The organism is Nesterenkonia aerolata (genome assembly GCF_031470965.1).
Classification (GTDB): Bacteria; Actinomycetota; Actinomycetes; order Actinomycetales; family Micrococcaceae; genus Nesterenkonia; species Nesterenkonia aerolata.
The window spans coordinates 70,209-84,422 of record NZ_JAVKGR010000002.1; the positions used below are offsets into that span (position 1 = coordinate 70,209).

Sequence of the window (14,214 nt, forward strand, 5' to 3'; positions counted from 1 at the left end):
CGGCGCGAAGATGGTTTTCCGATCAGCCCACCCGCTGAGCCCCCTGTGGACACAGTGTGCACCCACTGAGTCCGCATCTCTCGACCCGGTGATCCTCCGGTGAACGAGTCGAGCCGCGACGGCCGCCCGTGTCGCACGGGAGACCGCTCGCCCCTCGCACCCGAGGGGACGTGTCGTCCCGGACACGGGGCCGAGCATGATGCCTGCCGCCGGAGCCGATGACGCCTCCTCCCGTCGACCGCGCCGCACGCGGGGAAGGAACCTGTCATGTCCGAGACCATGCAGACTGCAGCGACTCAGAGCGTCCCGGAGGTCCTGAGCCCCTACCGACGCTTCGCCGCTTTCCCCGAGCGTGCAGGACTCTACGACCCGGCCGATGAGCACGAGAACTGCGGGATGGCCGCAGTGGCCACTCTGCGTGGCGAGCCCGGCCATGACATCATCGAGCATGCCCTGCACGCGCTGCGCAAGCTCGAACACCGCGGAGCCGTCGGTGCCGAGCCCGGCACCGGAGACGGAGCCGGGCTGCTGACCCAGATCCCGGACGAGTTCTTCCGCGCCGTCGTTGACTTCCCGCTGCCGGAACTGGGGCAGTACGTCGTGGGCATCGGCTTCCTCCCGCAGGACAAGACCGAACGCGAGGAGATGGTCGACTCGCTGGCGCAGATGGCAGCCGATCAGGGCCTCGTCGTCCTCGGCTGGCGCGATGTGCCCCACGACGACTCGATGATCGGGGCGATGGCCCGCCGGGCGATGCCCTTCTTCAGTCAGCTCTTCCTCGGTGAGGCCGACGAGCAGACCAAGGCCTACGCCGACTCCTCCGGGGGCACACTGGATCAGCGCGCCTGGCGGCTGCGCAAACGAGCGCAGAACCGCTTGGGCGCCTACTTCCCTTCGCTGTCGTCGAAGACGATCACCTATAAGGGGATGCTCACCACCGCACAGCTGGAGCCGTTCTACCCGGACCTCTCCGATCCCCGCTTCAAGACCACTCTGGGCATCGTCCACTCGCGCTTCTCCACCAACACCTTCCCGTCCTGGCCGCTGGCCCAGCCGCTGCGCAACATCGCCCACAACGGGGAGATCAACACGGTGCAGGGCAACCGCAACTGGATGCGCGCCCGCCAGTCCATGATGGCCGGCGAAGTGCTGGGGGAGTCTCCCGAGTTCCTCTACCCGATCTGCACCCCGGGCGCCTCGGACTCGACCTCCTTCGACGAGGCCGCCGAACTGCTGATGCTCTCCGGGCGCCCGCTGTCCCAGGCGATGCGCATGATGGTGCCCGAGGCCTGGGAGAACCACGAGACGATGGACCCGGCGCTGCGGGCCTTCTATCAGTACCACGCCATGCTCATGGAGGCCTGGGACGGCCCGGCCGCCATCGCCTTCACCGATGGGCGCCAGGTCGGTGCGGTGCTGGACCGCAACGGTCTGCGTCCGGCTCGTTATTGGGTCACCGAGGACGGGTTGGTCGTGCTGGCCTCGGAGGTCGGGGTCGTGGACCTCGAGCCGACCACAGTGGTCCGCAAGGGCCGTGTGGCCCCGGGCATGATGTTCCTGCTCGACACCGTCGAGGGCCGGATCATCGAAGACTCCGAGATCAAGGAGTCCTTCGCCTCCGCGGAGCCCTGGGAGGAGTGGGTCCGGGAGAACCTCATCCAGCTCGAGGACCTTCCAGAGCGGCTGCACGTGCGCCACCCGGCGGATTCGGTGCGGCGGCGTCAGCAGACCTTCGGCTACACCCACGAGGAGCTGAAGATCCTGCTCGGCCCGATGGCGGCCTCCGGAGCCGAACCCCTCGGTGCCATGGGCACCGATACTCCCATCGCGGTCTTGGCCGAACGGCCCCGGCTGCTCTTCGACTATTTCGTGCAGAACTTCGCCCAGGTGACGAACCCGCCGCTGGATGCCATCCGGGAGGAGCTCGTCACCTCGATGGGCATCCACCTGGGTCCCAACGGCAACGTCCTCTCGGGCTCGCAGGTGCGTTCCCGTCAGGTGGCCCTGGACTTCCCGGTCATCACCAATGACCAGTTGGCGAAGATCTCCAATATCCGCGATGCCGAGGGCCACCGCATCACCTTGAAGGTCCGCGGTCTCTACCGGGTGGGCAGCACCGAGGAGCAGCTGCGCCAGCGGATCCGTGACCTCTGCGAGCAGGTCTCCGCGGCGGTGAACCGCGGGGTCGGCTACATCGTGATCTCTGATCGGGACTCTAACGCCCAGTGGGCGCCGATCCCGTCGTTGCTGCTGCTCTCGGCGGTCCACCACCACCTGCTGAAGTCGGCCAACCGCACCCGTGCCTCGCTCATCGTCGAAGCCGGCGATGTCCGTGAGGTCCACCACGTCGCCACGCTGATCGGTTACGGGGCCGCCGCGGTCAACCCGTACCTGGCCATGGAGTCGGCTGAGGACATGGTCCGGCGCGGCGAGATCACCGGCGTCAGCGAGTCCCAGGCCGTGGAGAACCTGATCCGCGCGCTGGGCAAGGGGGTGCTGAAGATCATGTCCAAGATGGGCATCTCCACCGTGGCCTCCTACTGCGGTGCTCAGACCTTTGAGGCCGTCGGACTGGCGCAGAACGTGGTGGATCAGTACTTCTCCGGCACGCATTCGCCCATGGGCGGGGTGGGGCTGGCGGAGATCTCCGAGGAGGTCCGGCGTCGTCACGCGAGGGCCTACAGCTCGGACGGCAATGACCTGGGCCGCGGCGACGAGCTGGAGGTCGGCGGGGAGTACCAGTGGCGCCGTGAAGGACCGCCGCACCTGTTCAACCCGGAGACCGTCTTCAAGCTGCAGCACTCGACGAAGACCCGCCGGTACGACATCTTCAAGCAGTACACCCGGGCCGTGGATGACCAGACCCAGGACCTGATGACCCTGCGCGGTCTGATGAAGCTCAAGAGCACCCGTCGGCCGGTGCCGATCGAGGAGGTCGAACCGGTCAGTGAGATCGTCAAACGGTTCAACACCGGGGCGATGAGCTACGGGTCGATCTCCCAGGAGGCCCACGAGACGCTGGCGATCGCGATGAACCGGCTCGGCGCACGCTCGAACACCGGCGAGGGCGGTGAGCATCCGGCCCGACTGGTGGACCCGGAGCGCCGGTCAGCGATCAAACAGATCGCCTCGGGCCGCTTCGGCGTGACCAGCCAGTACCTCACCCACGCCGATGACCTGCAGATCAAGATGGCCCAGGGCGCCAAGCCCGGTGAGGGCGGTCAGCTGATGGGCAAGAAGGTCTATCCGTGGGTGGCCGAGACCCGGCACTCCACCCCGGGGGTCTAGCTGGTGTCCCCGCCTCCGCACCACGACATCTACTCGATCGAGGATCTCGCCCAGCTGATCTATGACCTCAAGCGCTCCAACACCGGCGCCCGGGTCCACGTGAAGCTGGTCTCGCTCAAGGGTGTGGGGACGGTGGCCGCAGGAGTCACCAAGGCCAAGGCCGATGTCGTGCTGATCTCCGGTCACGACGGCGGCACCGGTGCTTCCCCGCTGAACTCGCTGAAGCATGCCGGCGCACCCTGGGAGCTCGGCCTGGCTGAGGCCCAGCAGACCCTGATGCTCAACGGGCTGCGGGACCGAGTCACCGTGCAGGTGGACGGGCAGCTGAAGACCGGCCGCGACGTCGTCATCGCCGCGCTGCTCGGAGCTGAGGAGTACGGTTTCGCCACCGCGCCGCTGGTGGTCTCCGGGTGCATCATGATGCGCGTCTGCCATCTGGACACCTGCCCGGTGGGTGTGGCCACGCAGAACCCGACGCTGCGCTCGCGGTTCACCGGACAGGCTGAGCATGTGGTCAACTTCTTCGAGTTCATCGCCCAGGAGGTCCGTGAGCTGCTGGCCGAGCTCGGTTTCCGCAGCCTGGATGAGGCCATCGGGCATATCGACGCGCTGGACTTCGATGATGCGCGCCGTCATTGGAAGACCGAAGGGCTGGACCTGGATTCGGTGTTGGGCGGCTATGACCCCCAGGATCCGACGGTGGCCGCGACCCTGCGCCGGACCCGCGGACAGGATCACGAGCTGGAGCAGCATTTCGACGTCTCGGTGATCGATGAGGCCCAGGCGGCGGTGCGGCGCGGTGATCATGTCCGCGTGGCACGTCGGGTCATCAACACTGACCGTTCGGTGGGAACGATGCTCGGCCACGAGATCACCAAGGCCCGAGGCCTCGATGAGCTCGACCCTGACACCGTTGAGGTGGATATGACCGGTGAGGCCGGTCAGTCGCTCGGGGCATTCCTGCCCCGCGGGGTGACCCTGCGGTTGACCGGCGACGCCAACGACTACGTGGGCAAGGGGCTCTCCGGCGGGCGGATCGTGGTGCGGCCCTTCGCCTCGGAGAAGCTGGTGCCGGAGGAGAACACCATCGCCGGCAATGTCGTCGGCTACGGTGCCACCTCCGGGGAGATGCTGCTCAGCGGGCGGGTCGGCGAACGGTTCCTGGTGCGTAACTCCGGTGCGACCGCAGTCGTGGAGGGGATCGGTGACCACGGCTGTGAGTACATGACCGGTGGTCAGGCGCTGATCCTGGGCCCCACTGGGCGGAACTTCGGTGCGGGGATGTCCGGCGGTACCGCCTACGTCCTGGATTTCGACGCCTCGCGGGTGAACTCGCAGGCGCTGGCCGCTGATGACCTGCTGTTCTCCGAGCTGGACGAGGAGGACCGGCAGATCGTGCTGGAGCTGCTGCGCCGTCATGCCGAGGAGACCGATTCCCCCTTGGCCCAGCGGCTGCTGGCGGAGCCTGAGGCGACCATCGCGCGGATGACGAAGGTCCTGCCGCGTAACTTCGATGCTGTGCTGCGCACCCGTGCTGAGGCGCTGGACTCCGGTCTGGACCCTGACGGCGATGAGACGTGGCAGAAAATCCTGGAGGTGACCCATGGCTGATCCGCGCGGATTCCTGACCCACCGTGAGCGGCAGACCCGCCCGTCGCGCCCTGTGCCGGTGCGCATCATGGACTTCAAAGAGGTCCATGAACGGCAGGAACGGGGGGTGACCCAGACCCAGGCCAGCCGCTGTATGGACTGCGGCATCCCGTTCTGCCACCAGGGCTGCCCCTTGGGCAATCTGATCCCGGAGTGGAACGACCTGGTGTGGCGGGACCAGATGGACGAGGCCTCCCGTCGGCTGCACATGACGAACAACTTCCCGGAGTTCACCGGCAGGATCTGCCCGGCGCCCTGCGAGACCTCCTGCGTCCTGGGGATCAACCAGCCCGCTGTGACGATCAAGCAGTCCGAGGTGGAGATCGCCGATGAGGCGATCACCAACGGGCGGGTCGAGCCGGTGCCGCCGCAGAGCCTGACCGGGAAGACTGTCGCCGTCGTCGGCTCCGGGCCGGCCGGTCTTGCGGCGGCCCAGCAGCTGACCCGTGCCGGGCACACTGTCGCAGTGTATGAGCGCGATGATCGCCTTGGCGGGCTGCTGCGCTACGGCATCCCGGACTTCAAGATGGAGAAGCATCACATCGACTTCCGCATCGAGCAGATGCAGGCCGAGGGCACCCGCTTCTTCCCCTCCACTGCTATCGGGGAGGACATCACCTGGGATGCCCTGCGGGAATCCTACGACGCCGTGATCGTCGCCACCGGGGCGATGGTGCCGCGGGATCTGCCGATTCCGGGACGTGGGCTCAGCGGTGTGCACTTCGCGATGGAGTACCTGGTCCAGTCGAATAAGGTGCTGGCCGGTGACGAGCTGGATGATCAGATCCACGCCGAGGGGCGGCACGTGGTGGTCCTCGGCGGCGGTGACACCGGGGCGGACTGCATCGGTACCGCTCACCGTCACGGAGCTGCGTCGGTGACCACGTTGGCCATCGGTGTGGAGCCGCCTCAGGAGCGGCCCGAGCACCAGCCGTGGCCGGTGGATCCGAAGATTCTGGAGGTCACCACTGCTGATGAAGAGGGCGGTGAGCGGACCTACCTGGCCTCGACGGTGGAGTTCCTCGGTGATGAGAACGGCCGGGTGCGTGCGTTGAAGGTCGCCGAGACCCAGTACAACGACGATGGTTCACGGACTCCTAAGCCGGGCACCGAGAAGGAGATCCCCGCTGACCTGGTGCTGCTGGCGCTGGGCTTCACCGGTCCGGAGCAGGATCAGCTCTCCGATCAGCTGCAGCTGAGTGTGGATCGGCGCGGCAACTTGGAACGCGCCGAGGATTACCAGGCTGGCCGTGAGGGCGTGTTCGTCATCGGTGATGCCGGACGCGGGGCCTCTCTGGTGGTGTGGGCGATCGCCGAAGGGCGTGCAGCGGCGAAGGAGGTCGATGAGTACCTGGAGGGTTCCTCCCGTCTTCCGGCGCCGGTCCGGCCCTCGGACCATGGGATCTCCTTGGGTGTCTGAGGTGAGTCTCTGAACTGGCACTCGAGGTCTGCGCTGCCGAGCGCAGAACCTGCTGGGGTGCTTCAGATCAGAACCCGCCAGATCTGATCCTCGCGGGGGCTTCTGCGATAGGCTCGAGATTGGAACAGCTGGCCCAGTGTCGTGCCAGAGATGAACAGATCATCCCATGATCCGCAGAATCCGAACGACGAGGGTGAGTCATGAGACACGCGAAGATCGTTGCCACATTCGGCCCCGCCACGAGCGGCTATGAGAAGACCCGGCAGCTGGTGGAGGCCGGTGTGGATGTCGCACGGGTCAATATGAGCCACGGGGACCATCAGGTCCATGAGGAGACCTACCGCACTGTCCGTGAGGTCTCTCGTGATCTGCGCCGTGCGGTGGCGATCTTCGCCGACCTGCAGGGACCGAAGATCCGTCTCGGGCGCTTCGTCGAGGGTGCGCATGAGCTCGCCGTCGGTGATCGTTTCACGATCACGGTGGAGGACGTCGAGGGGACCAAGGAACGTTGTTCCACCACGTTCAAGGGGCTGCCCGGTGATGTGAGCCCCGGGGACACGCTGCTCATCGACGACGGCAAGGTCAGCCTGCGCGCTGTGGAGGTCACTGACACTGACGTGGTGACCGAGGTGGAGGTGCCCGGTACCGTCTCGAACAATAAGGGCATCAACCTTCCCGGCGTGGCGGTGTCTGTGCCGGCGCTGAGTGAGAAGGACGAGGAGGACCTGCGCTGGGCGCTGCGGATGGGCTTCGACATGATCGCCCTGTCCTTCGTCCGGGACGCCGCTGATATCGAGTCCGTGCATCGGGTGATGGAGGAGGAGGGGCGCTACGTCCCCGTCATCGCCAAGGTGGAGAAGCCGCAGGCGGTGGATGCTCTGCAGGACGTCGTCGACGCCTTCGACGCCATCATGGTGGCCCGCGGTGACCTGGGTGTGGAGCTCCCGCTGGAGGAGGTCCCGGTGGTCCAGAAGCGGGCTGTGCGTCTGGCTCGCCGGTGGGCGAAGCCGGTGATCGTGGCCACGCAGGTGCTGGAGTCGATGATCGAGAACCCGCGCCCGACCCGCGCAGAGGCCTCAGACTGTGCCAATGCGGTCCTCGACGGCGCCGATGCGGTGATGCTCTCCGGCGAGACCTCCGTGGGCGCGTACCCGGTGGAGGCGGTGGACACGATGGCGAAGATCATCCAGGCCACCGAGGCCCGCAGCTTGTCCGAAATCCCGCCGTTGGGCTCTGAGCCGCGCACCCGCGGTGGTGCGATCACCCGCGCGGCGGCACAGATGGCTGATCAGCTGAGCATCGAGTATCTGGCTACGTTCACCCGTTCTGGGGATTCGGCGCGTCGGTTGTCGCGTCTGCGGCCGCGTCAGCCGATCTTCGCCTTCACCCACGTGGAGCACACCCACAACATCATGTGCCTGAGCTGGGGTGTGCAGCCGCGGTGGGTGGAGTTCGCCTCCCACACGGACAAGATGACCGCACAGGTCGATAAGCTGCTCCTGGAGGAGGGTGTGGCCCAGCCGGATGATCTGGTCGTGATCGCCGCAGGCTCACCTCCTGGCCAGGCCGGCACCACCAATATGGTGAAGGTCCACCGCATCGGCGACGCCGCTGAGACTCCGGACATCGCCACCATCGGTGATGACGACGTGCTGCCGCCGCGCCGCCGCGAACCGATCCGGCCGTGGCCGGCTTCCTCGGCGCAGAGCGCGCTGTGATCAGTCCTCTCAGGTATTCACGGCGAGAAGACCGCCACTGCTGCCATCCACGGCCTGACTGATGAAGTGACGGGCGTGTGCCCACCGCATCGGTGGGCACACGTGCAGACGACAGAGCTCTGCGTCTTTCGGTGCCCGAAGTGGGACTCGAACCCACACACCTGAGGTACCGCATTTTGAGTGCGGCGCGTCTACCGATTCCGCCATTCGGGCGCAGAGTGCCCACACAGCATACCGCCCGATAGGCTGTGTGGCGTACTCAGTGCCGTGGCACGCCCAGCGGGAGCGTCACGGCACCCCGAGACACCATGCAGAATTCGGACCGGAGGAGCACCGTGAGTCAAGAGCAGCAGTCGGCTGAGACCGCCGGAGCCGCCAGCGAGGACACACCTCGTCGGCGGGTGGTCGTCGCCGAGGACGAGACGCTGATCCGCCTCGATATCGTCGAGATCCTCACCGGTGCCGGCTACGAGGTGGTGGGGGAGGCGGAGAACGGCGAGCGTGCCGTCGAGCTGGCTACCGAGCACCGCCCCGATCTCGTGGTCATGGACGTGAAGATGCCGGTCAAGGACGGCATCACCGCCGCCAAGGAGATCGCCGAGGAACGCATCGCCCCGGTGGTCATGCTCACCGCCTTCTCCCAGCGTGACCTGGTGGAATCAGCCCGCGAGGCCGGAGCCATGGCCTACGTGGTCAAGCCGTTCTCCGAGAACGACCTCATCCCAGCCATCGAGGTCGCCGCAGCACGCTTCGATGAGATCCGGGCGCTGGAGGACGAAGTCAGCTCACTGGCCGAGAAGTTCGAGACCCGCAAACTGGTGGACCGGGCCAAGTCCCTGCTGACCTCCACGATGGGGCTCTCCGAGCCTGAGGCCTTCCGCTGGATCCAGAAGACCTCGATGGACCGTCGGCTCTCCATGCGTGAGGTCGCTGAGACGGTCGTCGATCAGATGTCCTGACCCTCACAGACACCCTGCCCCGGTGACACGCCGCACCTCCGAGGCGGCCCCCTCCCCGCGGGGAACGCGCGTCAAGCTGACATCGGCTGCCGCGATCAGCCGCCGAAGTACACCGGATAGTGCGCCGCACACCCCGGGTTGAATGCCGCACCGCATCCCCGGCATGTGGAGGTGTCCATATACTCGGCGATGCTGAAACGACGCCGGCAGACGCCGCACAGCAGAGCCACCTCCTCCCGCCGGTCCAGCGGCCAGGGCACGATTTCGTGCGCTTCACTCTCGGCATGGCAGTGCAGGCACGGGTACCACCGTCGGCAGCAGAAGAAACGGATGGCCACCACATCCTTCGGGCTGGCATAGTGCGCGCACCTGGTCTCGGCGTCCACTACCGGCCCCCGGACCCTCACATCCTCCGCCGTGGCACCGACACCCTCCGCACACGTGGGTAGATGCTCATGGTGTGCGGAGGGCAGCTGGTCAGTGTCACGGTTCATCCGTTCAGCCTGGCAGAAGGCGCGGGCGAAGTCACCGGGAGACGTTCAATCCCGCCCTCAGAGCCGCCCTCAGAGCCGCCCCAGGTCGGTCTGGAGCGTGTCATAATCCGAGACGGATCACCGGGCGTGCCCCGCGCCGATGATGACGGGCATAGAATCTGCCCATGGCACAGCGCACCACTGAGGACCGCACCCCGCCCCAGGCCGTGACCGGCCCGACCACCGCCGAGAAGCCCCGCAGCTGGCAGGTCACCGACGGCTACACCCGCGCTCCGGCCCGCGGCATGCTCCGCGCCGTGGGCATGGGAGACGACGACTTCGCCAAGGCACAGATCGGCATCGCCAGCTCCTGGAACGAGATCACCCCCTGCAACCTCTCCCTGGACCGCCTGGCGCGGGCCTCCAAGGAAGGCGTGCACGCTGGCGGCGGCTACCCGCTGGAGTTCGGGACGATCTCAGTCTCCGACGGCATCTCGATGGGCCACGAGGGCATGCACTATTCGCTGGTCTCCCGCGAGGTCATCGCGGACTCGGTGGAGACGGTGATGCAGGCCGAGCGCCTCGACGGCTCCATCCTCCTGGCCGGCTGCGATAAGTCCCTGCCCGGGATGCTCATGGCGGCCGCACGCCTAGACCTCTCCTCGGTGTTCCTCTATGCCGGCTCGATCATGCCCGGGACGGCCCGCTTCGCGGACGGCTCCGAGAAGGAAGTCACCCTCATCGACGCCTTCGAAGGCGTCGGGGCCTGTGCCCGCGGCACCATGAGCGAAGAGGACCTCGACGTCATCGAACGTGCCATCTGCCCCGGTGAGGGCGCCTGCGGCGGGATGTACACCGCTAACACCATGGCGTGCATCGGTGAGGCCCTGGGCATGTCCCTGCCCGGTTCTGCCGCCCCGCCCAGTGCGGACCGCCGCCGCGACCATTTCGCCCACCGCTCCGGGCAGGCCGTGGTGGAACTGCTGCGCCGGGGCATCACCACCCGGGACATCCTCACTCGCGAGGCCTTTGAGAACGCCATCGCAGTGACCATGGCGTTCGGCGGCTCCACCAACGCAGTGCTCCACCTGCTGGCCATCGCCCGTGAGGCCGGTGTGGACCTGCAGCTCGATGATTTCAACCGCATCGGTGACCGGGTGCCCCACTTGGGGGACCTGAAGCCCTTCGGCCAGTATGTGATGGCCGACGTTGACAAGGTCGGAGGGGTGCCGGTGGTCATGCGCGCCCTGCTCGACGCCGGGCTCCTCCACGGCGACTGCCTCACCGTGACCGGGCAGACCGTCGCCGAGAACCTCGCCGAGATCAACCCGCCGGACATCGACGGCCGGATCATCCGCGCCCTGGATGACCCGATGCACCACAACGGCGGCATCGCCGTGCTGCGCGGGTCCCTGGCGCCGGAAGGTGCCGTGGTGAAATCCGCCGGCTTCGACGCCGAGGTCTTCGCCGGCACCGCACGGGTCTTCGACCGCGAACAGAGTGCCCTGAAGGCCTTGGAGGAGGGGAGGATCAGCGCCGGTGACGTCGTGGTGATCCGTTACGAAGGCCCCAAGGGCGGCCCGGGGATGCGTGAGATGCTCGCCATCACCGGCGCGATCAAGGGTGCCGGTCTGGGCAAGGACGTCCTGCTGATCACCGACGGGCGCTTCTCCGGGGGAACCACCGGGCTGTGCATCGGTCATATCGCCCCCGAAGCCGTCGACGGCGGCCCGATCGCCTACCTCGCCGACGGTGACCAGATCCGTGTGGACATCGCCGGGCGCAGCATCGAACTCGACGTCGAGGAGGAGGAGCTGGCGCGTCGTCGGGAATCGTGGACGCCGATGGCTCCGTACGTGACCTCCGGTGTGCTGGGCAAATACGCCAAGCTGGTGCATTCGGCCGCGGAGGGTGCCTACTGCGGCTGAACCCTCACCGCTATGGAGCTCTCAGCTCTTCAGCGGACACCGACGGACATTCCAGATCCTGAGACGGGCACTACACCCGTTGACATGTGACGCGCCTCGCAGGAAGTATGACAGGCATGCGTCACCTGCTACGAGTAGTACCCGGACTCACCGCCGGGGGAGTGTGATCCGATCACACCCCCTTCTGGGCGGCCCAGGGCCTGCTCGAGTACAGGGGCAGGAGACCAGGTCGCACAGATGTCGACGCAGATCGCTCACCCCGGCAGAGATCCCCGCAGGGACCACATTTCTGTCGGGGTTTCTCCATCCCGGGGCGACGAAGCCCCTACCGGCAGCGGGCACAGGCCCGCCGAACGCATACAGGAACGATGAGATGAGCACCCCAGCAGCGACCCGCGCCGCCGCACCGGCGCCGCGTATCTACGGCCCGGGCCACCCGGTCGAGCCGGTCGAGGTCACCGGCTCGGAATCGATTATCCGCAGCCTCGAGGCCCTCGGGGTGACCGATGTATTCGGCATCCCCGGCGGCGCCATCCTGCCGACCTACGACCCGCTGATGGACTCCACCTCCGTCAACCACATCCTGGTGCGCCACGAGCAGGGCGCCGGTCACGCGGCCCAGGGCTACGCGATGGCGACCGGTGACGTCGGCGTATGCTTCGCTACCTCCGGCCCCGGCGCCACGAACCTCGTGACCCCTCTGGCCGACGCCCATATGGACTCCGTGCCCATGGTGGCGATCACCGGCCAGGTCAACGCCCATGTCATCGGCACTGACGCCTTCCAAGAAGCCGACATCGTGGGGGTCACCACCCCGATCACCAAACACTCCTACCTGGTCACCGACGCCGACGATATCCCTCGGGTCATGGCCGAGGCTTTCCACCTGGCCTCCACCGGACGCCCGGGGCCGGTGCTGGTCGACGTCACCAAGTCGGCGCAGACCGCACGCACCACCTTCTCCTGGCCCCCGAAGGTGGAGCTGCCGGGATACCGGCCGGTGACCCGCGGCCATGCCAAGCAGGTCCGAGAGGCGGCCAAGCTGATCGGTGAGTCGCGGCGTCCGGTGTTCTACGTCGGCGGGGGACTGGTGAAGTCCGGCGCCTTCGAGGAGTTCCGTGAACTGGCTGAGACCGTCGGCGCACCGGTGGCCACCACGCTGATGGCCCGCGGCGCGTTCCCGGACTCCCATGAGCTCAACGTCGGGATGCCAGGAATGCACGGCACCGTCGCCGCAGTGGCGGCCATGCAGCGGGCTGATCTGCTCATCACCCTCGGTGCCCGGTTCGATGATCGGGTCACCGGCCAGCTCGACACCTTCGCTCCGGAGGCGAAGATCATCCACGCCGATGTGGACCCCGCTGAGATCTCCAAGAACCGGCGGGCTGACGTCCCCATCGTCGGCTCGCTCAAAGAGATCGTCCCGGAGCTGACATCCGCCGTCACCGATCTCTACGCCCGTCAGGCTCGTCCGGACATCGAGCCCTGGTTGCGGCAGGTGCGTCGCTTCCAGAAGACCTACCCGCTGGGTTACACCGCGCCCGACGACGGCGGCATGGCCCCGCAGAAGGTCATCGAGCGGATCAGCGAGGCCGCCGGGCCGGAGGCGATCTACGCCGCCGGGGTCGGGCAGCACCAGATGTGGGCCGCGCAGTTCGTGAAGTACGAGCGCCCCCGTCAGTGGATGAACTCCGGCGGGCTGGGCACGATGGGCTACGCGGTGCCCGCGGCCATGGGTGCTCAGGTCGCCGAGCCCGAACGCACCGTCTGGGCGATCGACGGTGACGGCTGCTTCCAGATGACCAATCAGGAGCTGGCCACCTGCGCGATCAACCGCATCCCGATCAAGGTCGCCGTCATCAACAACTCCTCGCTGGGCATGGTCCGGCAGTGGCAGACCCTGTTCTACGAGTCGCGGTATTCCCATACACACCTGAACACGGCGCTGTCCCCTGACGGTGCTGAGGTGGTCCGCATCCCGGACTTCGTCACCCTGGCGGAGGCCTACGGCTGCCTCGGGCTGCGCTGTGAGCGCGAGGAAGACCTCGATGCGGTCATCGCTGAAGCGATGGCGGTCAACGACCGGCCCGTGGTCATCGACTTCGTGGTGTCCCGGGACTCCATGGTGTGGCCGATGGTGCCCGCCGGAGTCTCGAACTCCGATATCCAGGTCGCCCACAACATCAAGCCCGAATGGGACGACGAGGAGGCCCCCCATGAGCACCAGTGACCCGTTGCGCATACCCCGGCGCCGTACCCTCTCCGTCCTGGTCGAAGACGTCCCCGGGGTCCTCTCCCGGGTCTCCGGGCTGTTCTCCCGCAGGGCGTTCAACATCGATTCCCTCGCGGTTGGCCATTCCGAGATCCCCGGGCTGTCCCGCATCACCGTGGTGGTAAACGCCGATGACGTGCTGCTGGAGCAGATCACCAAGCAGCTCAATAAGCTCGTCAACGTCATCAAGATCATCGAGCTCGCCCCGGACGCCGCCGTCGAGCGTGACCACCTGCTGATCAAAGTCCGAGCCGATTCGACGATGCGCCTGCAGGTCACTCAGGCGGTGGACCTGTTCCGGGCCAAGATCGTCGATGTCTCCGTGGATTCCCTGACCGTGGAGGCCACCGGAGCCCAGGACAAGCTCAACGCCCTGCTGGAGGTGCTGGAGCCCTACGGCATCAAGGAGATCGTGCGTTCCGGCACGCTGGCCATCAGCCGTGGGTCCAAGTCCATGACCGAGCGCGCACTGCGCCAGTGATTTCCCCTATCAGCCTCACCCCCGA

At 66.9% G+C, this 14,214-nt stretch carries 7 protein-coding genes, 1 tRNA gene and 1 pseudogene; 7 read left to right on the top strand and 2 right to left on the bottom strand.

The genetic code is table 11. The annotated features are described in order from the left end of the window. The first annotated feature begins 267 nt into the window (after positions 1-267). From gltB to pyk, 3 genes and pseudogenes are all read left to right on the top strand, one after another. Positions 268-4,899, top strand: a pseudogene (gene gltB / locus RIL96_RS02880) (glutamate synthase large subunit). After that, the gene (locus RIL96_RS02885) at positions 4,892-6,358 is read left to right on the top strand and encodes a glutamate synthase subunit beta (protein WP_310547503.1); all 1,467 of its coding nucleotides are present in this window, start codon (positions 4,892-4,894) and stop codon (positions 6,356-6,358) included. The pseudogene gltB and the gene RIL96_RS02885 overlap by 8 nt, the downstream one beginning before the upstream one ends. A gap of 200 nt (positions 6,359-6,558) precedes the next feature. Continuing rightward, a complete protein-coding gene (pyk, locus tag RIL96_RS02890; RefSeq protein ID WP_310547504.1) occupies positions 6,559-8,076 on the top strand; it encodes a pyruvate kinase in 1,518 nt (505 codons plus the stop codon). A gap of 132 nt (positions 8,077-8,208) precedes the next feature. Here the strand turns inward: pyk and RIL96_RS02895 are convergent. Beyond that, positions 8,209-8,289 (bottom strand) — tRNA-Leu (locus RIL96_RS02895). Between the two features lie 95 nt (positions 8,290-8,384). Here RIL96_RS02895 and RIL96_RS02900 point away from each other — a divergent pair. After that, positions 8,385-9,035: an ANTAR domain-containing response regulator gene (locus tag RIL96_RS02900; protein WP_374761832.1), complete on the top strand. Its 651-nt coding sequence runs from the start codon at positions 8,385-8,387 to the stop codon at positions 9,033-9,035. A gap of 95 nt (positions 9,036-9,130) precedes the next feature. Here RIL96_RS02900 and RIL96_RS02905 read toward each other — a convergent pair whose 3' ends face one another. Then, on the bottom strand, positions 9,131-9,529 hold the full coding sequence (locus RIL96_RS02905) for a CHY zinc finger protein (protein WP_310547506.1): 399 nt from the start codon (positions 9,527-9,529) through the stop codon (positions 9,131-9,133). Between the two features lie 164 nt (positions 9,530-9,693). Here RIL96_RS02905 and ilvD point away from each other — a divergent pair, with 164 nt between their 5' ends. From ilvD to ilvN, 3 genes are all read left to right on the top strand, one after another. Beyond that, entirely contained in the window at positions 9,694-11,436 is a 1,743-nt protein-coding gene (gene ilvD / locus RIL96_RS02910) for a dihydroxy-acid dehydratase (RefSeq protein ID WP_310547507.1), read from the top strand. Positions 11,437-11,809: 373 nt separating this feature from the next. Next, positions 11,810-13,666, top strand: coding sequence for an acetolactate synthase large subunit (locus tag RIL96_RS02915; RefSeq protein ID WP_310547508.1), 1,857 nt, complete (start codon positions 11,810-11,812; stop codon positions 13,664-13,666). Continuing rightward, positions 13,653-14,189, top strand: coding sequence for an acetolactate synthase small subunit (ilvN, locus tag RIL96_RS02920; protein ID WP_310547509.1), 537 nt, complete (start codon positions 13,653-13,655; stop codon positions 14,187-14,189). Before RIL96_RS02915 ends, ilvN begins: the two co-directional genes overlap by 14 nt. The last annotated feature ends 25 nt before the right edge of the window (positions 14,190-14,214 follow it).